This window comes from Bradyrhizobium sp. Crot121 (genome assembly GCF_059512385.1).
The window spans coordinates 1-21,414 of the sequence record NZ_JCAMOR010000024.1; the positions used below are offsets into that span (position 1 = coordinate 1).

The window sequence follows — 21,414 nt, forward strand, 5'->3', positions numbered from 1 at the left end:
CCGACCTCAACAACTCTTTGACTGCAGAGACGTCCGTCCTAATCTTCGTCACGGTCATGGCGGGTCCAAGCTCCTCTATGAGCGGTGATCTTCGCAATCACCGGACTTACCATGACCGCTCCAGCCTCTCAGCCTTTTGCAGAACCTTCCGCACACTACCTCCTGTACCGCGCTCCGCCGGCCCACGATATGATCCGCCACGAACTCCGTGTCGCGTCCGATGCCGACGAACCGGCCCGAACCCCAGGTGTAAAGCCAGGGCAATCCGATCACATAGGCACCATCGACCGAGGTGACGCCGCGCTTGTGCGTGGGATAACCTGCGCCGTCGAACATCGGCAAATCCACCCACGACCAATCCGAACGAAAGCCGGTGGTCCAGATGATGCTGGTGATGCCGGCTGCCGCAAGGTCGAGCTCCGTCGGAGCGTCGGCAGGCGACCACATCGGCGCATAGTGCGGCGTCAGCGGCGCATCGATCCCGCCTCTCGCAATGTGGTCGTCGATCAGGCTGCAGATGCCGTTGTAGACGCGATCGGCATTGTCGAGGTTGGTCTTTAGATCGTCGCTGAGCCGCAACGTGGTGCCGCGCGCGTCCTTCAGGCGCCCGTAGAGTTTCATGCCTTCGAGCGCAAACCTGCGCAGGTCGATGTCGCGGCCGCCGTCGCGGCCGGTGAGATAGTGGTTGGCGTTCTTGCGAACCTTTTCCCGCAGCGGATGCTGATCCACCGGCAGATCGTATTGGCCGAGATCATCAAGCCAGTCGACGGCGTCGCGGCCGCGGTAGAAGCGGGGGCAGCGCGGCGCACTGCCCACCGCAAGATGAACCTTGCGGCCGGCCAGATGCAGGTCCTCGGCGATCTGGCAGCCGGATTGGCCGCTGCCGACGACGAAGATCTCGCCCGCTGGTAACTGGTCGGGATTGCGATAGGCGGAAGAATGGATCTGCGTGATGGCCGGGTCCAGCCGCTCCGAGAATTCGGGAAGCTTGGGGATGTGATACCCGCTGACCGCGAGCACGACGCTATCGGCCATGATCTCGCCCGCGGTCGTCTCGAGCAGGAATCTTCCGCTTACCTGGCGTAGCCTGACGACCGCGACGCCTTCGCGGACCCGAGCTTTGATGTGCTTCGCGTAGTCTTCGATATAGCGGACGATCTCATCGCGCAGCATGAAGCCGTGCGGATCGCTGCCGGTATAGGGAAAGCCGGGGAGCTGGCACTGCCAGTTCGGCGTCACCAGGCAGAACGCGTCCCACCGCTGCGTTTTCCAGGAATGGGCGATGCTGTTCTTCTCCAGCACCACATGGTCGATATCGTGCCGGCTGAGCTGCGCGCTCATCGCAAGGCCGGCCTGTCCGCCGCCGATCACGACGACCGGGTAGTGAGAGTCGAGATCAGACATCATGAACTCCTGTTATTCTTCGAACGAAACGATGGTGACGGAGGCCTCTGGCATGGCCTCGAATCGGCCGGCCGTTTCCTCGATCCGGGCGAGTTGACCGAGCGCGCGCGTGCAGAAGAAGCCGTATTTCTCGCGGACGCGCTCTGCTGCGATCGTCAGCGCGATGCGGCTGCGCTCCCGGAAATCGGCGAGCGAGTAGGTCGCGCCGACGGCGAGATGGTCCTTGATCACCAGCGAAGGCGAATAGCAGACCTCGATGCTTTCATCCGGCCAGCGCACATGGAAACGCATTTCAGGCATAATGCACCTCGCTCATGCGGCGATAGGCTGGAAGGTGCGCCTCAGCGGTGCGGCTCCAATCGTGACGTTCGGCGACGTTACGTCCGTTCGCGGCGAGGCGGGAGCGAAGCGGTTCGGACAGCGCGCTGATGATGGCATTCGCAATCGAGCCCGCCTGATGCGGATCGCACCAGGCAACGTCGTCCGCGCCGAGATATTCGGTGAAGGGCGGGATATGCGAGACGATCACGGGGACGCCGCTCGCCATCGCTTCGAGTACGACGAGGCCAAAGCCCTCGCGCAGCGACGGGAAGACCAGGGCGTCCGAAAGCCGATAGAGCGATGGCATCTCAGTATCGGCAAGCGGCCCGGTCTCGATCACCGCGCCTGCCGGCAAGCCGGCATCCTGCAGCCGCAGCCGGAACTGCTGCTGGTGGGCGCCGTGGTCGAGCAGCGAGGCGCCGCCCGCGATCACGAGCTGCGCGGAGCGGTGGATGGCATGCACCTGGCTGAAGGCATCGAGGATGGCATGGGTGTTCTTGCGCTGCTCGATGCCGCCAATCGCCAGCAGCACTGGTCCCTCGCGAAGCCCGAGACGGGCGCGCAGTGCGCTATCGATGGGATTGGGGGCAGACGAATAGCGGCTGGTGTCGACGCCGTTGCCGACCAGCGTCGAGGTACAGGCCAATTCGATGCGAAGGCGCTCCTGCCACATCCGGCTGACGACAAAGAGATGATCGGCGAGAACGATCGAGCGCTGGTCGAGCTGGTGCAGCCGCGCATCGCTGAAATCGTCGACGTGGTGCACGGTGCGGACGTAACCCTGGATCAGCCCGCGCTGCTTCAGCGTCGCCAGCGCATTGCCGGAGATGCCGTCCTGGGCATGGTAGACATCGAATTGCCGATGCGCGGCATTCTCGAAATGCCGCACATAGTCCGCGATGCGCGTTTCCACCATCGACGCGACATCGTCAGACACAGCCGACGCCGGCACCGATACGGTCGGCGCGAGACTGGAACGGAAGAAGCCCTTGCCGGCGCGATCGGGCGCATGCACGATGGCGGCATGGCCGAGCCTCGTCAAGGCGTCCGCGAGCTCGAGCGCGTGCACCACGCCGCCACGCGGGTTGGTCGAGTGGGTCAGGATCGCGATGCGGAGCGGCGCGGACGAAGCGCTCATGCGACGCTCCGCTGGATCGGACGCCTGGCGGGGCCGCAGCCGATCAACGACTGCTGCGCGAAATCCCACACCGTCGCGCGGTCGAAGCCGGCGCGAATGTCGACCGTGGTTCCGGCCATCACGTCGCCAACGGACGCGGCGGCGATGCCGCGCTGGCGAAAGCGCGCGAGCGTTTCGTCGAGATGTTCCGGCTTGACCGACACGAGATAGCCGAAGCTCGGAAAGGTCTGCAGCCAGCGTTCCAGCGGAACGCCGTCCGGAATCGGGATCGCGTCGAGATCGATGGCGAGCGCCACCTGCGAGCACTCGGCGAGCATCGCGGCGGTGCCGACGATGCCGCCCTGGCTGATGTCCTTGGCGGCACACGCGAGCCCGGACTCGGCAACCGACGGCAGGATCTCGATGTCGCCGCGCAGCCGTTCCGGCGGCGCATCGGTTGCCGCTTCCCAGTTCGCGAACGGCTCCCGGTAGCGGCCGCGAAGATCGATCGCAGCAACGAGCTTGTCGCCTGGCTTCGCATCGAAGCTGGTCAGCAGCCGCTTGGCACGGCCGAGGATCGCGACCGCGAATTGGCTCTGGCTGCTGCGAATATTGGTGTGGCCGCCGATGATGGGGACCCCGAACGCCTTCGCCGCCGCCTTCAGGCCGGCGAGGATCGGCGATGCGTTATCCGGGCCATCGGACCAGATCGCATTGACGATCGCGGTGGGCCGTCCGCCCATCGCCGCGACATCGGAGATGTTCACCATCGCGCCGCACCAGCCGGCGAACCAAGGATCGGCGGCGACGAATTCGTTCATGAAGCCTTCGATCGCGAACAGGAGGTGGCCGTCACCATCCGGAATTGCCGCGCAGTCGTCGCCCACGGGGATCGCCTGATCGCCCGACAGCTCGAGCGCGGCGGCCACCGCGGCGATGTCGGCCTTGGCGCCGATGCCGCGGCTCTGCCGCAGCCGTTCCGCAAGAGCATCGATGGCGGCACCGGAGAGCATGATCAGGCCGCCAATTTCGCCAGGGAGAGGAAGCCGGTCTCAGGAGTGCGGAATGGCGGATAGTGATCGAGGTCGGCCTCCATGCGGTGATGCGGGCGGCCGTGCAGCTCGAACTCACCGAGCGAGCGCCAGTGCATGTGCTGGAACAGCAGCGCATTCTGGCTCTGGACATTGGCGAGGAAACGCCGGCAGCCGCGCGCGTGCGCGGACGACACCGCAAGCCGGATCAGGCCGGCGCCGACCGCGCTCAGCCGGCGGTAGTTCCTCGCAACCGCCAGCCGCGATCCCCACCAGACATCGGGTTCATGGTCATCGCGGTGAATACGTACGGTGCCGACGACGTCGTCCTCGACGACGCCGAGCAACGACACGGCCACCAGCGGAATCGCGCAGTCGTCGGTGGCATCGCGGTCGTCATCGGTGAAGACGTGCTGCTCCTCGCAGAACACCCGGCGGCGGAGCGCAGCGGCCGCAGCCTTCTCCCAGGCTTCGGTCGCGAACTTCACCTGGAATTCAGGCGCGATGAACGGCTTGAAGGATTCGAAGATCATGCGATGGCCCTCTGCTCATAGGTCGACAGCGCCGAGCAGGCGCCGCATTTGCCGCAGCCCGCCTTGATGTCGGAAGCGCGCAAGTCCCCGGCCCGCAGCATGTCCGCGAGCGGACGCAGGATGTCGTGCATGAAAGATGGGGGAGGCGTCGGATGACTCTCCAGCGGCGTGCCGGCGATCGGCACAAAGGGAACAACGAATGGATAAACACCGATGTCGATAAGGCGCTGCGAGGTGGCCAGAATCTCTGCCGGGCTGTCGCCGAGACCGGCGAGGATATACGTCGAGACCTGACCGCGGCCGAACACCGGCACCGCCGCCGCGAAGGCTTCGAAATAGTCGTCGATGGAGACCTGGGCCTTGCCCGGCATGATCCGTTGCCGCACGTCGGCGCCGATGACTTCCAGATGCATGCCGAGCGCATCGACGCCGGCATCCTTCATGCGGCCAAACCAGGCGAAATCATCCGGCGGCTCGCATTGCGCCTGGATCGGCAGGTCGACGGCGGCTTTGACGGCCGCGGCGCTCTCGGCAAGGATCGCAGCGCCGCGATCGGAGGTGCGCGGCGTGCCGGTGGTCATCACCATGTGGCTGATACCATCGAGCTCGACCGCGGCCTTGGCGACTTCGGCAAGCTGTGCCGGCGTCTTGCGTTCGACCGTGCGTCCGGCCGCGAGCGACTGCCCGATCGCGCAGAACTGGCAGGTCTTGGTGCGGCTCTGGTAGCGGATGCATGTCTGCAGCACCGTGGTTGCGAGCACGTCACGCCCATGCAGCGTCGCGATCTTGGAATAGGGAATGCCGTCGGCGGTAGAGAGCTCGTAGAATTTCGGCCGCAACGGGAACGAGACATCGGCCAGCACGATGCCGTCGCGCGAGATGCGGCTGCGGCCGGCGGCATCGGGCCGCTCGACGAGATATGGGCTCTCGAACGCCGGCGCATTATGGACCGGCACCATCACGGTGGAGCCGTCGATGGTGAATGGCGTGTGGTCGGAGGGACCGGCGCCGCCGCGGCGGCTGATGCCGCCGTTCCTGGGATCAGCGAGGCGTACTCCGAAGGACTGCAACTCGTTGATCAACTGCTCGGTCGGCATCGCCTTGAGTCGCTCGTGCGGCATCTGCTGTGTCATCGGATACGTCTCCCGGATTGGGCATGAGGCGATTGGGGTGAAGGCCGTGCATTGGACGCGCCGGCTGGTCGTTGAGCACGAGCGACAAAAGCTCTGGCCGGGCATAGTGGCCGACCGAGTCCATCATCCGCTTGCGCTTGGCGATCAGCGCCATGTCAAGGTCGGCGATCAGAATTCCTTCGCCGCTCGTCAGCGGCGGGACGAGGTGATTGCCTTCCGGCGAGACGATCGCGGTCATGCAGCCGCCGCGCAGGCCCTTGCGCAGGCCTTCGTCCGGCGAGATCTTCGCGATCTGCTCCTCGGAGAGCCAGCCGGTGGCGTTGACGACGAAGCAACCGCTTTCGAGTGCATGGTGGCGGATCGTCACCTCGATCTGATCGGCGAAGATCTGTCCGACCAGCGATCCCGGAAATTGCGCCGCGTGAATTTCCTCGTGCTGCGCCATCAGCGCGTAGCGGGCGAGGGGATTGTAGTGCTCCCAGCAGGCGAGCGCGCCGACGCGGCCGACGGCCGTATCGGCCACCTTCAGTCCGGCGCCATCGCCCTGGCCCCAGATCATGCGTTCGTGGAAGGTGGGTGTGATCTTGCGGCGCTTCAGCACGATCGCGCCGGTGGCATCGAATACGAGCTGCGCATTATAGAGCGAGCCGTGATCGCGCTCGTTGACGCCGAGCACGATCACTATGGCATGGCGCTTGGCGGCTTGGGCGACGGCGTCGGTCACTGGGCCCGGCACCACGACGGCGTTGTCGTAGAGCTGGATATGCTCGGCGCCGCTCAGGACCGGCGGGCGGACGAAGGAAAAATACGGATACCAGGGAACCAGCGTCTCCGGGAACACGGCGAACTGGACGCCCTTGCCGGCCGCTTCCGCAACGGCCGCCAGGATCCGATCGACGGTTCCGCTCGGCGTTTCCAGATCGGGCGCGATCTGGATCGCTGCAGCCTTGACGATGCGCTTCGCTGTCACGGTCTCCTCCCTCGTCCGCTCGCCCCGCGTCAGAGCGTCCAGGTGTGGAGCATGAAGGCGTTGTCGTTGCGGTGGATCAGGATCAGATCCAGCACGTCGAGCGGATTGATCGGCCGGATGCCCGGGATCAGCGACGGCTCGCCATGGCCATACAGCGCCTGCAAGGCGAAGCGGCAGGCGTAGACGTTGCCGCCTTCGTCCATGAATTTTGCGAGCTGGTTGTTGAAGTTCTGGGCGCCTGGAAACGCTTCGTCGCCGATCTTCGGAAAGCCGCGCTGGATGCCGAGCGTGACGCCCGGACCATAGAGGAGGATCGAGGTGTCAAAACCCTTTCGCTTCAACCGAAGCGCCTGAAGGATGTTGACGAGACCGATCGAGCCTTCGAACGCGACAGTGTGGAACGTCACCAGCGCCTTCTCGCCGGGCTTGGCTTTGACGTCCTCGAAAACCTTCTCCTCATAATCGACAAGAAAATCGCCTTTCTGGCGAGCGGGCATCGTTACTGCGGGCATTGCGCACCTCCTGCTCTCGTCCGGCCTCCCGGATCGATTTCAGGATTAGCAATCAATGTGCCAAACGCCTGTTTGCTCAATTAATCATCAACGCAGTCAATATGCAGTCAGATATGCAGTCAATGTTGACTGGATATCTGACGGGACTGTAGGGATTGTTTCTCTGCCGTTAGAAAAAGCTGCCTAGCAGCAGTGTGCAACGCGCTCGATTGCTATGCAGGCGTCCTCGTCGAGTCCCGCAGGAATAATGGCAGTACTACGAACCCAATTGCGAAAGAGCATGCAACAACATACGGTCAATTTTGAGCTCATCTGGCTAGATCTCGCAAATGACCGACTGGCGACCCGACCTCTCCAACAGTGACAAGCCGCGCTATCTCGCGATTGCCGACGCCATCGCCGATGATATCGCCGCCGGAAAGCTTGTCATCGGCGACCGATTGCCGCCGCAGCGCAAGTTGGCCAAGCGGCTCGACATCGACTTCACGACGGTAGCGCGCGGTTATGTCGAGGCGCAGAAGCGCGGGCTGATCGAATCGAAGGTCGGGCAGGGAACTTTCGTCCGCGACAAGCCGCGCCCGCGACGCTCAGTGCAGGCCTTTCCGCCGCGGCCGGTCGACCTCTCGATGAATCTGCCGCCCGAGCCTGATGATCCCGACTTGATCGCGCGGATGCAGGCGGCGGCGGACTACGTCATGCGCGATGTCGTCTCGCTTTTGCGCTACCAGGGATTCGGCGGCACCCAGGCCGACAAGGATGCGGCGTCGAGTTGGCTCGGCCGGCGCGCGCTGGTGCCGGCGCAGAGCCGTATCTTCGTGTCGCCTGGCGCGCATCCGGCGCTGCTTGGCATTCTCTCGATCCTCGCAAAGCCCGGCGAGATCGTGCTGTGCGAGGCCATCACCTATCCGGGCATACGCGCTATCGCCGCGCAACTCGGCATCACGCTGGTCGGCTTGCCGATGGACGATGACGGCGTCGAACCGCAGGCCTTGACCGACGCATGCAAGAAGCTGAAGCCGAAGGCGATCTATCTCAATCCGACCCTACAGAATCCGACTACGCTGACGATTCCCGACCCTCGACGACGCGAGATCGTTGCGATCGCGCGACGCCACAAGTTGCCGATTATCGAGGATGACGCCTACGGCTTCATCCCCGAACACGGTCACGGCCACGCGCCGTTTGCCGCGATTGCGCCCGATCTCACCTGGCACGTTGCGGGCCTTGCGAAATGCATCGGTGCTGGATTGCGCGCTGCCTATGTCGTGGTCCCCGATACGCGTTCGGCCTGGCCGTTCGCCTCGGCCCTTCGTGCCGCAACCGTCATGGCTTCGCCGCTCACAGTGTCGCTGGTGACGCGCTGGATCGAGGACGGCACCGCGGACACGATCCTACGATTCATCCGCACGGAGACATCGGCGCGGCAGAGGCTGGCAGCGGAGATATTGCCGAAAGGTTCTTATCGCGGGGATCTGCTCAGCTTCAACATCTGGGTCCCACTGCCCGCGCCATGGACGCGCTCAGCATTCGTCGAGCATATGCGATCGACCGGCATCGGTGTCGTCGCAAGCGATGCATTCGTCGTCAACGGATCGCCGCCCGAGGCGGTTAGGATATGCCTCGGCGGTCCCGTCAATCGGCCGCAGGTCAGGAGCGCGCTGGAGTATACCGCGCATGCGCTCGCCGAGAGCCCGGCTCTGGCATCATCGTTTCTCTGACGTCGTCGAATCAGGGCAACGAATCGGTTGCCGCGTATATCCTGAAACAACAAGCGCTGCGATGTGCGATCGTCCGGCTAGCCTGTTCTGGCGCATAGGAAGACAGGTGTGCTCGTCATCACGGGTGCGCGAGCGTCCGCAATCACAATTGAATGAACAGATCGGCCTTCTGCGCATAGCTGATTAAGATTTGGCTCGCGCGATTTTCGACGCGGCTTCATCGCGTGAGGAGAAAAGTCCTCGCCAACTCACCGGATATTGAGTGCTGCGATCCGCGCCGTCACCGAATGTTGGCTGATCGTAGCAGCTTGTTGATGCGATCCGACATCCAATCGGCGCCGTCGAAACCCTAAATCGTTTTTTAGTTGAGAATGGGATGTTCGACCGCCACTTGAATGGCGTCGGCGGCGCGACGTCTTTGGGCTTGTTCGGGCGGACTACCCACTAGAGGTATTCGGAAATGGAAGAGGTCGGATCGTGGGTCGCTCCACGTAGCGGCAGGTTTCGCTTGGAGGCATGTATGATCGTGCTGTCACGTTCTTTCGTTCGCAAACGCGTGATCTCACTCGCGACGACGGCCACCGTGGCGGCGACGTCGTTCGTGTTGGCCCAGAATCCCACCAGGGCGTATCACGTTCGCGGGGCCATGCCGGTTCAATATGTGGCTGATCGCCCCGACTATGCCGGCGAGCAGCCCTTCCTTTCAGAAAATGATGCCGCCATGAACAAGATGATGGCGGACATGACGATCAAGCCGACCGGCGATGTCGACCGTGATTTCGTCGCGATGATGGTTCCGCACCATCAAGGCGCGATCGACATGGCGAAGGCTGTCCTTCGCTACGGCCATAACGAGCAGCTTCGCCGTCTCGCGCAGGAGATTGTCGTGACCCAGCAGCAGGAGATTGCGGCGATGCGGCTCGCGGTTGGCGAGGAGTTGCCGCCGTCGGTTGCCGCGCCGACACAGCCGGGCACTGCACCTGCGCCGCAGCCGGATACCATACCTGCCATGCAATCACTGGACGCGATGTCTAGCCACACGATGCATATGCAGTAGGGGACGAAACAAATGAGGATGTCGGCTCTCGAGCCTCGCCGGCGCACGAGGCATGGCGAAGACAAAATTCAACGACGTTATCTGGTAATCACAGAGAGCGTTCCGGACAAGCCCGGTCACGTCGTGCAGGTGCATTTGAAATAGGCGCGCCGCTTGCTTGTGTGAGGACCGGCAGAGCGGCGCGCGGTTAAGGACCGATTATGGGTATCGTTCGCTTCGCTCTGCGGTTTCCACATACGTTCTATGTGGTCGCTGCGCTGATCCTGTTTCTGGGTGCCGTCGCCAGCTACAAGATGCCGACGGACATCTTTCCGGAAATCAACATCCCCGTGGTGACGGTGATCTGGAGCTACACCGGGCTGAGCACGCCCGAGATGGAGCAGCGCGTCACCACCTACAGCCAGTATTCGATCAGCTCCAACGTCAACGGCATCAGGAACATCGAAGCCCAGACCATGGCGGGGCTGTCGGTGCAGAAGATCTACTTCCAGCCCGACGTCAATCTCGATCTCGCCATCGCCCAGATCGTCTCCGCCACCAACTCGATCCGCGCGCTGATGCCGCCGGGGATCCAGCCGCCGGTGGTGGTGCAGTTCAACGCCTCGAGCGTTCCAGTGCTGCAGATCAGCCTGAGCTCCGACACGCTCAGTGAGCAGCAGCTCTACGACTACGGCATCTATCGCATCCGCCAGCAACTGGCGCCGATCCCCGGCATTACGCTGCCGACGCCGGCGGGAGGCAAGTACCGCCAGATCATGGTCGATATCGATCCGGAAAAGCTGCTCGCCAAGGGATTGACGCCGCTCGACGTGGTGAATGCCGTCAATACCCAGAACCTGACATTGCCGGCAGGCACGGCGAAGTTCGGCAAGACGCAGTATGCCATCCGCACCAATGCAACGCCGCCGAGCATCGACGACCTCAACAATATTCCGATCAAGGTGGTGAACGGCGCGACTGTGTTCGTCAAGGATGTCGGGCAGGTACATGACGGCTGGCTGGTGCAGCAGAACGTCGTGCGGCAGAACGGCCGGCGCTCGGTGCTGCTCAGCATCATCAAGAACGGCAATGCCTCCACGCTCTCGGTTGTCAATGCTGTGCACCAGGCGTTGCAGACGGCGCGCGCCGCGGCGCCTCCGGGCATGCAGATCAAGGAACTGTTCGATCAGTCGGTGTTCGTCAAAGAGTCGGTCACGGGCGTACTGCGCGAGGGCGCGATTGCGGCGGCGCTGACCGCGCTGATGATCCTGCTGTTCCTGGGATCATGGCGCTCGACCGTGGTGATCATGATCTCGATCCCGCTTTCGATCCTGACTTCGCTGATCGTGCTTTATTTCCTCGGCGAAACCTTGAACACGATGACGCTCGGCGGTCTGGCGCTCGCGGTCGGCATTCTCGTCGACGACTCGACGGTCACGATCGAGAACACCCATCGGCTGCTGACCGAGGAGGGGATGCCGCTGCCACAGGCGACGCTGCACGGCGCCGCCGGCATTGCCGTCCCGACCCTGGTCTCGACGCTCGCGATCAGCTGCGTCTTCACCTCCGTGGTGTTCCTGGATGGGCCGGCAAAGTACCTGTTCACGCCGCTCGGGCTCGCCGTCGTGTTCGCGATGCTGGCTTCCTACGGTCTGTCTCGAACCCTGACGCCGATCGTGATCGGACTTCTGCTCAAGGGCGAACATCACGGCGCACCAGGAGCGGCGGCGACCGGCTTGTTCGCGCGCTTCCATGCGGCGTTCGAGCGCGGTTTTGAGACCATACGCCATGGCTATTCGCGTTGGCTCACCGAACTCTTGAACCACCGCTTTATCATTCCCATCGGCATGGGATTCGTGCTGCTGCTGGGCGGCGTGATGTTTCCGATGGTCGGCCGAGACTTCTTCCCGGCGATTGATGGCGGACAGATTCAGCTTCACGTCCGCGCGCCGGCCGGGACCAGGATCGAGGCGACGGAGCGCGTCTTTCAGCAGGTCGAGAACAAGATCCGCGAAATCATCCCGGCCGATCAGCGCGAATTGATCGTCGACAATATCGGGCTGCCGGCACGGCCGTATAACCTCGCCTTCAGCGACGGCTCGACCATCGGCGTCAATGACGGCGTGATCCTTGTGGCGCTCAAGGAAGGCCACGCGCCGACGGCGAACTATGTGCGCAAGCTGCGCGAGGAGCTGCCCAAGGCTTTCCCGGAGGACACGTTCTACTTCCAGGCGGCGGATATCGTGACGCAGATCCTCAATTTCGGACTGCCGGCGCAGATCGACGTCCGTACGGTCGGCTACGACAAGGACAATAATCTGCGGGTCGCACAGGAACTGCGGCAGCGCATCGCCGATATCCCTGGCGTGGTGGATGCGCATCTGCAGCAGGAAGTCAACGCGCCAGCGTTCTATGCCGACATCGATCGCACCCGCGCGGCCCAGCTCGGCCTGAACGCCAACACGATCGCCACCAATCTCAATGTCAGCCTGAGCTCGTCCGAGCAGGTGCAGCCGAATTTCTGGACCGATCCCAAATCCGGCATTCCATACTACTTCGCGGTGCAGACGCCCGAGAGCAGGATTTCGTCCGTCAGCGATCTCGGCAACACGCCGGTTTCCACGACGCTGGCGTCGCTGACCGATACACCCGTGCCTGGCCTGCTCAGCAACGTCGCCACGTTCAGGCGCGGCAGCGTTCCGACCAATGCCAACCAGGCCAATATTCAGCCGGTCTACGAGACCTATGCCAGCACGCAAGGCCGTGATCTCGGCAGCGTCGCGAGCCAGATCAGCCATATTGTCGGGGATCTGCAGAAGCAGCTGAAGCCAGGCAATTCGATCCAGGTGATCGGCCAGATCGACAGCATGAACAGCTCGTTCGTCAATCTCGGCATCGGCCTGCTGTTTGCCGCCGTGTTTGTCTACATGCTGATGGTGGTGAACTATCAGAACTTCGGCGATCCCTTCGTCGTTATCCTGGCCTTGCCCGCGACGCTCTGTGGCATCCTGACCATGCTGTTCGTGACCGGCACGACCCTGAACGTGCCGTCGCTGATGGGAGCGATCATGGCGGTGGGTGTGGCATCGGCCAACTCGATCCTGCTGGTGACTTTTGCCCGCGAGCAGCAGCTTGCCGGCAAGACTGCCTTCGAGGCTGCGATCGAGGCCGGGCATACCAGGATCCGACCGGTGCTGATGACCGCGGCCGCAATGATCGTGGGCATGATCCCGATGGCGATCGGAGCGGCCGGCGAAGAGCAGAATGCCGCGCTTGCGCGCGCGGTGATCGGCGGCTTGCTGTTTGCGACGCCGACGACGTTGCTGGTGGTGCCCTATCTGTTTGCCATGCTGCGCAAGGGCAATGACGGCGAAAAACATCAAGGGGTATTCGACGAGGTGCTGGAATGAATTTCAATCGGCCTTTGAAAATCGAGCCGACGCCCGGGGATCGCAAAAGCGATCCGGCGCCGGTGCGGCATGGCCGTTCGAGACGGTGGATTGGCCGGACTGTGGGCGTGGCCCTGGGGCTGATCGGAGGGACCGCACTGGCGTTCGGGGGATGGAATCACTACGCCCAATATCGCCAGACCATGGCCACGGCCGAACAGCGCCACGATCTCGTCCCGGACGTTCGTGTGGCGACCGTCGAGCCTAGCGATGGGATCGACGTCGTGAACCTGCCTGCAACCACCTCGGCTTTTGCCTCCGCCAACATCTTCGCGCGCGCCAGCGGCTATATCGCCAAGCGCGAGGTTGATATCGGTGACCATGTCAAGGAAGGGCAATTGCTGGCGGAGATCGTTGCGCCGGAACTCGACCATCAGATCGCACAGGCTGAGGCGACGCTCGGGCAGCTCAGGTCTGCGCTGCAGCAGGCGCAGGCCAACAGGGAACTGGCCAAGGTGACCTGGGACCGCGACAAGCCGCTGGTGGAGAAGGGCTGGCTTACCGCGCAGCAGGGAACGATCGACTCCCAGACGCTGAAGGCGCAAGAGGCCGCGGTCTCGGTCGCGCAGGCCAATGTCGTCGCCGAGGAAGCGCAGGTGCAGGTGTTGCATCAGCAGAAGATCTACCAGCACGTCGTTGCACCCTTCGACGGCGTGATCACCCAGCGCAATATCGACGTCGGCAGCCTGGTGCAGGCGGATGCGACCAGCGGCACGTTCATGTTCACGATCATGCAGAGCAATGTCATCCGCACCCAGGTGTTTGTTCCACAGGATGCGGCGTTCGGAGTACGTGCGGGGATCGATGCCATCGTGCACGTTCCGGAACTGCCCGACCGCACCTTCCCCGGCACGGTGACGCGGATCGCCGATGCGCTGCAGCCGGGTTCGCGAACGCTGTTGACCGAGGTCGATATCCCGAATCCGGACGGCGCGCTCACGCCCGGCACCTACTGCACGATCGAACTGCGCATCCCGCGCAAGACGCCGAGCTTCAAAGTGTCTGCGGATGCAATCATCTTCAATCAAGGCGGCCTGCAGGTCGCCGTGGTCGAGAACGGGGTGGCGCATCTGCACAAGGTCAACGTCGTGCGTGACCTCGGTCAGCAAGTGGAGATCAACAGCGGTGTTAAAGCGGGCGACAAGGTGATCCTCAATCCGTCGGTCGACTTGGCCGACGGCAGCCGTGTGACCCTCAGGACCCAGGCCGTTTCCTGATCTCTCTCCGCGGTCCGCCCGGATCGGCAGCAAAACCCCTCTCTAAAATGCAATTTAATGGCGTGGTTCCGCCGCCGAGCCTATGTTGGTTGAGCGGAGGGCGGACGCACGCTGCCAGCGGCGCGGGCCGGCCTCCGGCAGGGTGTTGTCGAGAACGGATTGATGACAAAGGTGCTCTTGATCGAGGATGACGGCGAGACCGCCGAGGAGATTACGGCCGAACTCGCTGAACGCGGGTTCGAGGTCGAATGGTCGGCCAATGGTCGAGAAGGCCTCGACAAGGCTCGCAATCTGCGGCCTGACGCCATGATTGTCGACCGCTTGTTGCCGGGAATGGATGGGCTCAGCGTGATCGAGACCTTGCGGAAAGAGCAGGTTCGCACGCCGGTGCTGGTGCTAAGTGCACTCGGCGCGGTGGACGACCGTGTGCGGGGCCTGCGCATGGGCGGCGATGATTATCTCACCAAGCCCTTTGCCGTCGTGGAACTGATCGCGCGGATAGAGGCGCTGCTGCGCCGGCCGGTGGAATCGCGAGAGACATTGCTGCGGGTGGGGCAGCTCGAACTCGACCTGATCGAGCGCAGTGCCAGGCGCGGCGATCGGGTGATCGATCTGTTGCCGCGCGAATTTCGCCTGCTCGAATACATGATGCGACGCAGCGACCAGTTGCTGACGCGCGCCATGCTGCTTGAAGAAGTCTGGAACTACAAGTTCGTCCCGGCGACGAACCTGGTCGACGTGCATATGGGCCGCCTGCGCCACAAGGTGGACGGGCCGGACGAGACTCCGATGATCCAGAATGTCCGCGGTGCCGGCTTCATTCTCCGTGCGGCCTCCTGAGATATTGCGCGCTCCGATCGATGGCCGTTGACCTCATGCAGAGACATCTGAACACGATGGGCCAGTGGCAATTCATTCGGTCGAACAGCTTTCGCTGGGCACTTGCGGTGGCCGGCGTCCTTGCCGTCTTCATGATCGCGCTGTTCGGTTTCATCTATGTGAAGATCGACAATTATCTGATCGAGCGGACCGACCGCATGCTCGGCCGTCAGATCGCCTTCATGGCGACATTGCCGATGGAGCGCCAGCTCAACGCGATCGAAGATCATCTGCGGCAGGATTCGCGCGGCGTTCAGTTTGCAGGGGTGTTTGGCTCGGATGGGCGGAGGTTGGCCGGCAACATGGAGCGTCTTCCGGCCGGTCTCAAGATCGACGCCCCGGCGCAGAGCGTCACCGCGGCGAGGGTAGACCAGCCGGATCACAATCATTCAGTTCGCGCGATCGCAAAGCGCATGCCAAACGGCAACGTTCTGGCGATTGCACGCAATGTCGATGAGACCAAGGAAATCTCCCATGTCGTCGGCGAAGCGCTCGCGTTCGGATTGTTGCCGGCATTCATCATCTGTCTTCTGGCCGGCGCGTGGCTGAGCGTGCGGGCGCAACGGCAGGTCGAGGAGGTCAACCAGCGCGTCCAGCGCATTATCGCGGGCGATCTGCGTGAAAGGTTGCCATATCGCGACGGCAGCGAGCCGTTCTCGAAGCTCGCGGTCATCGTCAACGGCATGCTCGACGAGATGGAAACGATGATCAACGCGCTTGCCGGCGTCGGCAACGATATCGCCCACGATCTCAGGACGCCGCTGACGCGCGCAAGGCTCGCGCTCGAGCGCGGCCGCACCCATGCAACGTCGCTGGAGCAGCTTCAGACGGTCGCAGACAAGGCGATCGCAGGCATCGATCAGTCGCTGACGATCATCACTGCGCTGTTGCGGCTTGCCGAGATCGAGAACAGCCGGCGGTCGGCCGGCTTCGGCATCGTGCGGCTGCATGAGATGTTGCGGGAGGTCTGCGACATCTACGAGCCGATCGCGGAGAACAAGAATATCGTGCTGACGGTCCACGCGGAGCACGAGCTCAACGTGCGCGGCGACCGGGACCTGTTGATCGAGGCGGTCACCAATCTCGTCGACAACGCCATCAAGTTCACGCCGGAAGGCGGCAAGGTCGATATCGAACTGCTGCGCAACGGGAATGAAACCGTGATCCGCATTGTCGATACCGGTAGCGGGATCACGGCAGAGGAGCGCGACGCTGTGCTGCGGCGGTTCTATCGGTCCGACAAGATGCGCAACACGCCCGGCGTCGGCCTAGGCCTCAATCTGGTGGCTGCGATCGTCAAGCTGCACGGCTTCCGGCTGACGATCCACCCGGGCGCGGGATGCCGCGTCGAGATCGCCTGCCCGGATCCGGAAGCGTAATCGCCGAGGCGAGGGCCGCGGCCTGTCCATGCGGCTTGCGCATAGCCTGCTTTTTCTCCGATATTGAGCGTGTCGTTTGGAGGAGCGGGCCATGAGCACAGCGATACAACCCTATCGGATCGCGGTCGGTGACGATGTGCTCGAAGATCTCAAATCAAGGCTCGGCCGGACGCGGTGGCCCGAGGCCGAGCTGGTCGAAGACTGGAGCCAAGGTGCTCCGCTGAAGTGGATCCAGGAGGTCTGCCGCTACTGGGCCGACGAATATGACTGGCGCAGCCGCGAAGCGCGCCTCAATCGCTTCGCGCAATTCACGACAGAGATCGACGGACTTGGCATCCATTTCCTGCATGTTCGCTCGCCGCATGCGAACGCGTTGCCGCTGATCATCACCCATGGCTGGCCGGGATCGGTGGTCGAATTCCACAAGGTGATCGAGCCGCTAACCGACCCGACCGCGCACGGTGGCCGTGCGGCCGACGCGTTTCATGTGGTCTGTCCGTCATTGCCGGGCTTCGGCTTCTCCGGCAAACCGCGTGCAACCGGCTGGGGCGTCGATCGCATCGCCGCGGCCTGGGCCGTGCTGATGGAACGTCTTGGCTATGCACGATACGGCGCGCAAGGAGGTGACTGGGGTTCGGCCGTCACGACCGCGCTGGGCGCGCAAGACGCTGTGCATTGCGCCGGCATTCACATCACGCTGGCGATGGCGACGCGGCCCAATGTCGAGGGACAGCCGACGCCGGAAGAGGTGCGGGCGCTGAACGGTATCAAATACTACGCCGACTGGGATTCCGGCTATTCGAAGCAGCAGTCGACCCGCCCGCAAACGCTCGGCTATGGGCTGACGGATTCACCGAGCGGTCAGGCCGCGTGGATCCTCGAGAAATTCTGGGCCTGGACCGACTGCGACGGGCATCCCGAGAACATCCTGTCCCGCGACGAACTGCTCGACAACGTCATGCTGTATTGGGTGCCCGCCACCGCGGCTTCCTCGGCGCGGCTCTATTGGGAAAGCTTCGGATCGAAACGGCGAACCGCGCACAAGGTCACCGTGCCGACCGGCGTCGCCGTCTTTCCCAAGGAGATTGTCACGCCGGTTCGAAAGTGGATGGAGGCGAGCTACACCAACATCTGTCATTGGAGCGAGATGCCGAAGGGCGGGCACTTCGCCGCCTTTGAGCAGCCCGAGTTGTTCGTGCGCGAGGTGCGCGAGTTCTTCCGGCCGTTGCGCGAGGAAGCGAGTCAGTCATGAGCGAAGGACGCTATCGCCTGATCGGATCCACCGCTGCTGGAGCGCGCGGAGTGCTCGGCGCATCTGGCTGCGAACTGATCGCCTTCGGTTTCATCTAGCGAACCAGCTATCGCGAGCAGGACGGCAAGGTCTTGATCGCTTCCTCCGCCTCGGCCCGGCTCTTGTAAACCGTGTCGCTTGCGACCGTGATGTTCGGGGTATCCGTCTTGGGCGTCTTGTCGACAACCGAGCAACTCTTGGTCAGCGAGTTGAGCACAACATAAAATGCCGGACCGGTTCTCGTGCTTTGGGCGAGGGCAGGGCAGACAGCCGCGAGCAACGCAACCAAACCGAGACAAAGCAGATAGCGTTTCATCATGACCTCCCTCGGTTCGAGCGAAATTAGCGCGCGAAGAGGAGTTGGGTTCCGGATCTGGATGGCAGACCTCGACGCCTCCCCTGCAAATTAATGGGCCCCGGTGCATTGGAGCATCGCGGGGCCCTGCATCTTCGTTTTAGCGAAGGATTCTGGTAGACACCAGGATAACTCTGGATCGTAAAGCGCGTGGCCTTTGCGCTCCCATCCGGTGGATATGTTCAGATTGTCGACGGCGCAATGCGGCTAGCAGCTGCTGTTCGCTCCAACTGCGCCGAGACCTTGCCGCTGAGCAAGGTCACAGGACTGTCCCGGTGGCGTCATGCTCCTCTCCAAGAGTGGCCCGACGGACATCTGTCCGTATCCTCTGCTTGCCGCCCGACGACATAATCGATCGGCAATCCCTGCAAGGCCGGGAGCCAAGCTCCAGCACCCCGACAGGTGCATCAGCAAAATGCTGCGGCAGATATTGGAGGCTGTCAAGTGAAGTCGCGGTTCCCCGAGGTGAGGGAACCACAGGCGCAGGATCATTTCCTATGTCGGCTGCCAAGCGCTATCGCGATGGAGGTCGGATCCTTAATGCGCTCGATCAGCAAGTCGATGCGATCGCCACCCCAGAACAGCTCGCCATTGAACACCATGGTCGGGACGCCGAACACGCCGAGCGCCTCCGCTTCCTCGACGATCCGATCATGTTCCGCTCGCGCGGGCCCATGAACATATTCCTCGAACTCTTTCGCCGAGCCGCCGATCGTCGCGATCACGCCAGCGATATCAGATAGTTCGTCGATCTCCAGATCATGGTTCCAAAAGCAGCGAAAGACCGTGTCGTGGTACGGCCGGAACAGGCCGTGGCGTTGGGCGAACAGCATGCCGGCGCTGGAATAGAAGGCGTCGTAAATCCGCCGCGGCCCTTTCATCGTCAGGCCCTGCGCGTTAGCGAAACGCCGCGCGTCCATGTAGGCGTAACGCACCTTGCGCCAGAAATGCGGGGTGCGCTCTTCCACCGTCCCCATGAATTCCGGGATCCGCAGCGTATAGGGCAGCCATTCCAACTCGACGCCATGCTGCTCTTCGAGCTCGAACAGGCGCTTGTTGGCGACGAAGGCGTAAGGGCTTTTGTAGTCGGTGTAGATGCGTACGCGCGGCCTTTCCATCCTTGGCCCTCCCTGATCGTGGTGGCGCTCATGCGTCTGCACGTTTCGTTTGTCGATACTGGCTCAGATCGGGATCGTGGGTCATCCCCCAATAGTCGACGAAGCGCCAGGGCATGGCCGAGAACACGCGGCCCCGGCTGTTGCGATAATAGGTCGTCATGCCCGGATGGGTCCAGATCAACTGCTCATGTTCGGCATCGACCTTGCGGACATATTGATCATGGGCTTCCTGACTGACATCGATGGCGGCAATGCCTTTCTCGATCATCTCGACCAGGCAAGCCGAGATGTAGCGGCTCTGGCATTCCGACTGGAAAATCACGCTGCCGCCATGCGCAGGTCCTGAGTTCGGGCCCAGCATCAGGAACAAGTTTGGGAAGTTTGGCACGGTCAAGCCGAGATAGGCCGTCGGGTTGTCGTTGGCCCAGACATCCCTGAGATTGTTGCCGCCGCGCCCGATGATGTTGAGCCGCGCCGCCATCTCCGAAACCCTGAAGCCGGTTGAGATGACGATGATGTCGTGCGCACGCTGCTTGCCGTCTGCGGTGACGATGCCATCGCGCGCAAAATGATCGATCGGGTCGGTGACCAGCTCGACATTCGGCTTGGTCAGCGTCTTGAACCAGTTGTTGTCGAGCAGGATGCGCTTGCCATAGGGCGGATAGGTCGGCACGCATTTTTCGATCAGGTCGGGGCGATCCTTGAGCTCGGACAGGATGAAATCCGTCAGCTCCTGCCGGTGCCGGTCGTTGCCCTTGTTGACGGCGCGCGCCGGATGCGGCCAGTTCGGATCCTTGCGCAGGAATGGCAGCAGGCCGTCGCCATAGCGCCAGAACATGTTGAAGCGGTACCACTGCACATAGAAGGGCAAATGCGCGAGCAGCCATCGCGCGCCTTCGGTGATCGGGTCGGAGTAACCTTTGACTGGGCGTGCCCATTGCGCCGTGCGCTGATAGACCGTGACCGACGATACGCGATCGGCGATGGCGGGCACGAGCTGCATCGCGGTGGCGCCGGTGCCGATCACGGCGACGCGCTTGCCGTCGAGATTGATATCGTCGGACCACAGCGCCGAATGCACGGCGAGGCCCTGGAAATCTTGCTCGCCCTTGAAATGGGCCGGGGCGGGGTCGTTGAGCTGGCCGATCGCGCTGACCAACGCCGTCGACTCGAAGGTCTCTTCGCCGTTCTCGGTCTTGAGGGTGGAAATCCAGCGCCGCTTGGTCTCGTCCCAGCGCGAGGCGATCAGCTCGGTCGTGAGACGGACATGGCGTCGGATGCCGTGTTCGCGCACCACCTTCAAGAGATAGTCGAGCAGTTCCTGGCGCGGCGCGAAATAACGCGTCCACTGGTTCCGCTCGCCGAACGAGAAGGAATAGGAGTGGTTCGGGGTATCGACGCCGCAACCGGGATAGCGGTTGACGTACCAGGTGCCGCCGATCTCGTCCTCTTTCTCGACGATGGTATAGGGGATGCCGAGCCGGTCCAGCGCGACGCCGAGCGCAATCGCGCAGACGCCGGCGCCGACGATCAGGACGTGCTGCTCGGCGAGCTTCTCGCCCGATGGACGTTTGGTCCAGCGCGCATCGCGCGGGATGAAACCCATTTCCTCGCGCATCAGCGGCGCATATTCCGGCGCAACGGGCTCGCCGAGCGTCGCGCTCATCATCTTCAGCATCAATTCGTTGCCGGGATCGGTGATAACAGGCTTGGGCTCGCCGTTCTCATAGAGCTTCAGGACCGCGGCGCGGATTTCGTCCTGAATTTCTTTCGGCACGCCGGCGTCCGGATCGGGGATCAGGCGCACGTCGCGCTTAGGCTTGTACGGCGGTTCCAGCCAGCGCTCATCGCCAGTCATGTGCACGAGCACCATCAACAGCACGCGGATGTCGCCTTCAGCGATCGCGGAAGCCAGGTCGAGTTTCTTGCGCGGCATTTCGATGTTCATGCT

Annotated in this window: 18 protein-coding genes; 7 read left to right on the forward strand and 11 right to left on the reverse strand. The window is 62.9% G+C overall.

Annotated features, from left to right (window positions below; genetic code table 11):
• Positions 1-75 precede the first annotated feature (75 nt).
• The 8 genes from AC5ZGW_RS21345 to AC5ZGW_RS21380 are packed head-to-tail and all read right to left on the reverse strand — an operon-like array spanning position 76 to position 7,021.
• A complete protein-coding gene (locus AC5ZGW_RS21345) occupies positions 76-1,404 on the reverse strand; it encodes an MSMEG_0569 family flavin-dependent oxidoreductase (RefSeq protein ID WP_496113958.1) in 1,329 nt (442 codons plus the stop codon).
• A gap of 12 nt (positions 1,405-1,416) precedes the next feature.
• The gene (locus AC5ZGW_RS21350; RefSeq protein ID WP_130223711.1) at positions 1,417-1,704 is read right to left on the reverse strand and encodes an MSMEG_0570 family nitrogen starvation response protein; all 288 of its coding nucleotides are present in this window, start codon (positions 1,702-1,704) and stop codon (positions 1,417-1,419) included.
• Positions 1,697-2,863 carry an MSMEG_0565 family glycosyltransferase gene (locus AC5ZGW_RS21355; protein ID WP_130223709.1) on the reverse strand — a complete coding sequence of 389 codons (1,167 nt, stop codon included), beginning with the start codon at positions 2,861-2,863 and terminating at the stop codon, positions 1,697-1,699. Before AC5ZGW_RS21355 ends, AC5ZGW_RS21350 begins: the two co-directional genes overlap by 8 nt.
• Positions 2,860-3,855, reverse strand: coding sequence for a sll0787 family AIR synthase-like protein (locus AC5ZGW_RS21360; RefSeq protein WP_130223707.1), 996 nt, complete (start codon positions 3,853-3,855; stop codon positions 2,860-2,862). The genes AC5ZGW_RS21355 and AC5ZGW_RS21360 overlap by 4 nt, the downstream gene beginning before the upstream one ends.
• A 2-nt stretch (positions 3,856-3,857) precedes the next feature.
• Positions 3,858-4,406, reverse strand: a complete 549-nt coding sequence (locus AC5ZGW_RS21365; protein ID WP_130223705.1) for an MSMEG_0567/Sll0786 family nitrogen starvation N-acetyltransferase — start codon at positions 4,404-4,406, stop codon at positions 3,858-3,860.
• A complete protein-coding gene (locus AC5ZGW_RS21370; protein ID WP_245474545.1) occupies positions 4,403-5,539 on the reverse strand; it encodes an MSMEG_0568 family radical SAM protein in 1,137 nt (378 codons plus the stop codon). Before AC5ZGW_RS21370 ends, AC5ZGW_RS21365 begins: the two co-directional genes overlap by 4 nt.
• Positions 5,448-6,509: a Nit6803 family nitrilase gene (locus tag AC5ZGW_RS21375; protein WP_130223703.1), complete on the reverse strand. Its 1,062-nt coding sequence runs from the start codon at positions 6,507-6,509 to the stop codon at positions 5,448-5,450. The genes AC5ZGW_RS21370 and AC5ZGW_RS21375 overlap by 92 nt, the downstream gene beginning before the upstream one ends.
• 29 nt (positions 6,510-6,538) lie before the next feature.
• Positions 6,539-7,021, reverse strand: coding sequence for an MSMEG_0572/Sll0783 family nitrogen starvation response protein (locus tag AC5ZGW_RS21380; RefSeq protein ID WP_028164856.1), 483 nt, complete (start codon positions 7,019-7,021; stop codon positions 6,539-6,541).
• Positions 7,022-7,350: 329 nt separating this feature from the next.
• On the opposite strand from AC5ZGW_RS21380, the gene AC5ZGW_RS21385 reads away from it, so the two are divergent.
• The 7 genes from AC5ZGW_RS21385 to AC5ZGW_RS21415 all read left to right on the forward strand — a co-directional run bounded on the left by AC5ZGW_RS21385 (position 7,351) and on the right by AC5ZGW_RS21415 (position 17,951).
• Positions 7,351-8,739: an aminotransferase-like domain-containing protein gene (locus AC5ZGW_RS21385; RefSeq protein ID WP_130223701.1), complete on the forward strand. Its 1,389-nt coding sequence runs from the start codon at positions 7,351-7,353 to the stop codon at positions 8,737-8,739.
• 646 nt (positions 8,740-9,385) lie between these two features.
• Positions 9,386-9,796, forward strand: a complete 411-nt coding sequence (locus AC5ZGW_RS21390) for a DUF305 domain-containing protein (protein ID WP_130223725.1) — start codon at positions 9,386-9,388, stop codon at positions 9,794-9,796.
• A gap of 200 nt (positions 9,797-9,996) precedes the next feature.
• Entirely contained in the window at positions 9,997-13,185 is a 3,189-nt protein-coding gene (locus tag AC5ZGW_RS21395) for an efflux RND transporter permease subunit (RefSeq protein WP_130223699.1), read from the forward strand.
• Positions 13,186-13,292: 107 nt separating this feature from the next.
• Positions 13,293-14,441 (forward strand): efflux RND transporter periplasmic adaptor subunit, encoded by a 1,149-nt coding sequence (locus AC5ZGW_RS21400; protein ID WP_245474544.1) that lies wholly within the window; start codon positions 13,293-13,295, stop codon positions 14,439-14,441.
• A gap of 162 nt (positions 14,442-14,603) precedes the next feature.
• Positions 14,604-15,281, forward strand: coding sequence for a response regulator transcription factor (locus AC5ZGW_RS21405; protein WP_028164860.1), 678 nt, complete (start codon positions 14,604-14,606; stop codon positions 15,279-15,281).
• A 35-nt stretch (positions 15,282-15,316) separates the two neighbouring features.
• Complete coding sequence (locus AC5ZGW_RS21410) at positions 15,317-16,699, forward strand: sensor histidine kinase (protein ID WP_349645052.1); 1,383 nt, start codon at positions 15,317-15,319, stop codon at positions 16,697-16,699.
• Positions 16,700-16,790: 91 nt separating this feature from the next.
• Positions 16,791-17,951: an epoxide hydrolase family protein gene (locus AC5ZGW_RS21415; protein ID WP_130223695.1), complete on the forward strand. Its 1,161-nt coding sequence runs from the start codon at positions 16,791-16,793 to the stop codon at positions 17,949-17,951.
• Between the two features lie 106 nt (positions 17,952-18,057).
• Here the strand turns inward: AC5ZGW_RS21415 and AC5ZGW_RS21420 are convergent, their stop codons facing one another.
• The 3 genes from AC5ZGW_RS21420 to AC5ZGW_RS21430 all read right to left on the reverse strand — a co-directional run bounded on the left by AC5ZGW_RS21420 (position 18,058) and on the right by AC5ZGW_RS21430 (position 21,411).
• On the reverse strand, positions 18,058-18,306 hold the full coding sequence (locus AC5ZGW_RS21420) for a hypothetical protein (protein WP_130223693.1): 249 nt from the start codon (positions 18,304-18,306) through the stop codon (positions 18,058-18,060).
• Positions 18,307-18,833: 527 nt separating this feature from the next.
• On the reverse strand, positions 18,834-19,463 hold the full coding sequence (locus AC5ZGW_RS21425) for a 2-hydroxychromene-2-carboxylate isomerase (RefSeq protein ID WP_130223691.1): 630 nt from the start codon (positions 19,461-19,463) through the stop codon (positions 18,834-18,836).
• 28 nt (positions 19,464-19,491) lie between these two features.
• Positions 19,492-21,411 (reverse strand): flavin-containing monooxygenase, encoded by a 1,920-nt coding sequence (locus AC5ZGW_RS21430; protein ID WP_130223689.1) that lies wholly within the window; start codon positions 21,409-21,411, stop codon positions 19,492-19,494.
• Positions 21,412-21,414 lie beyond the last annotated feature (3 nt).

Bases quoted from the DNA above. Each gene is read 5' to 3' on its own strand.
- AC5ZGW_RS21345 (WP_496113958.1), bottom strand. From the start codon at position 1,404: ATGTCTGATCTCGACTCTCACTACCCGGTCGTCGTGATCGGCGGCGGA.
- AC5ZGW_RS21350 (WP_130223711.1), bottom strand. From the start codon at position 1,704: ATGCCTGAAATGCGTTTCCATGTGCGCTGGCCGGATGAAAGCATCGAG.
- AC5ZGW_RS21355 (WP_130223709.1), bottom strand. From the start codon at position 2,863: ATGAGCGCTTCGTCCGCGCCGCTCCGCATCGCGATCCTGACCCACTCG.
- AC5ZGW_RS21360 (WP_130223707.1), bottom strand. From the start codon at position 3,855: ATGCTCTCCGGTGCCGCCATCGATGCTCTTGCGGAACGGCTGCGGCAG.
- AC5ZGW_RS21365 (WP_130223705.1), bottom strand. From the start codon at position 4,406: ATGATCTTCGAATCCTTCAAGCCGTTCATCGCGCCTGAATTCCAGGTG.
- AC5ZGW_RS21370 (WP_245474545.1), bottom strand. From the start codon at position 5,539: ATGACACAGCAGATGCCGCACGAGCGACTCAAGGCGATGCCGACCGAG.
- AC5ZGW_RS21380 (WP_028164856.1), bottom strand. From the start codon at position 7,021: ATGCCCGCAGTAACGATGCCCGCTCGCCAGAAAGGCGATTTTCTTGTC.
- AC5ZGW_RS21385 (WP_130223701.1), top strand. From the start codon at position 7,351: ATGACCGACTGGCGACCCGACCTCTCCAACAGTGACAAGCCGCGCTAT.
- AC5ZGW_RS21390 (WP_130223725.1), top strand. From the start codon at position 9,386: ATGCCGGTTCAATATGTGGCTGATCGCCCCGACTATGCCGGCGAGCAG.
- AC5ZGW_RS21395 (WP_130223699.1), top strand. From the start codon at position 9,997: ATGGGTATCGTTCGCTTCGCTCTGCGGTTTCCACATACGTTCTATGTG.
- AC5ZGW_RS21405 (WP_028164860.1), top strand. From the start codon at position 14,604: ATGACAAAGGTGCTCTTGATCGAGGATGACGGCGAGACCGCCGAGGAG.
- AC5ZGW_RS21410 (WP_349645052.1), top strand. From the start codon at position 15,317: ATGCAGAGACATCTGAACACGATGGGCCAGTGGCAATTCATTCGGTCG.
- AC5ZGW_RS21415 (WP_130223695.1), top strand. From the start codon at position 16,791: ATGAGCACAGCGATACAACCCTATCGGATCGCGGTCGGTGACGATGTG.
- AC5ZGW_RS21420 (WP_130223693.1), bottom strand. From the start codon at position 18,306: ATGAAACGCTATCTGCTTTGTCTCGGTTTGGTTGCGTTGCTCGCGGCT.
- AC5ZGW_RS21425 (WP_130223691.1), bottom strand. From the start codon at position 19,463: ATGGAAAGGCCGCGCGTACGCATCTACACCGACTACAAAAGCCCTTAC.
- AC5ZGW_RS21430 (WP_130223689.1), bottom strand. From the start codon at position 21,411: ATGAACATCGAAATGCCGCGCAAGAAACTCGACCTGGCTTCCGCGATC.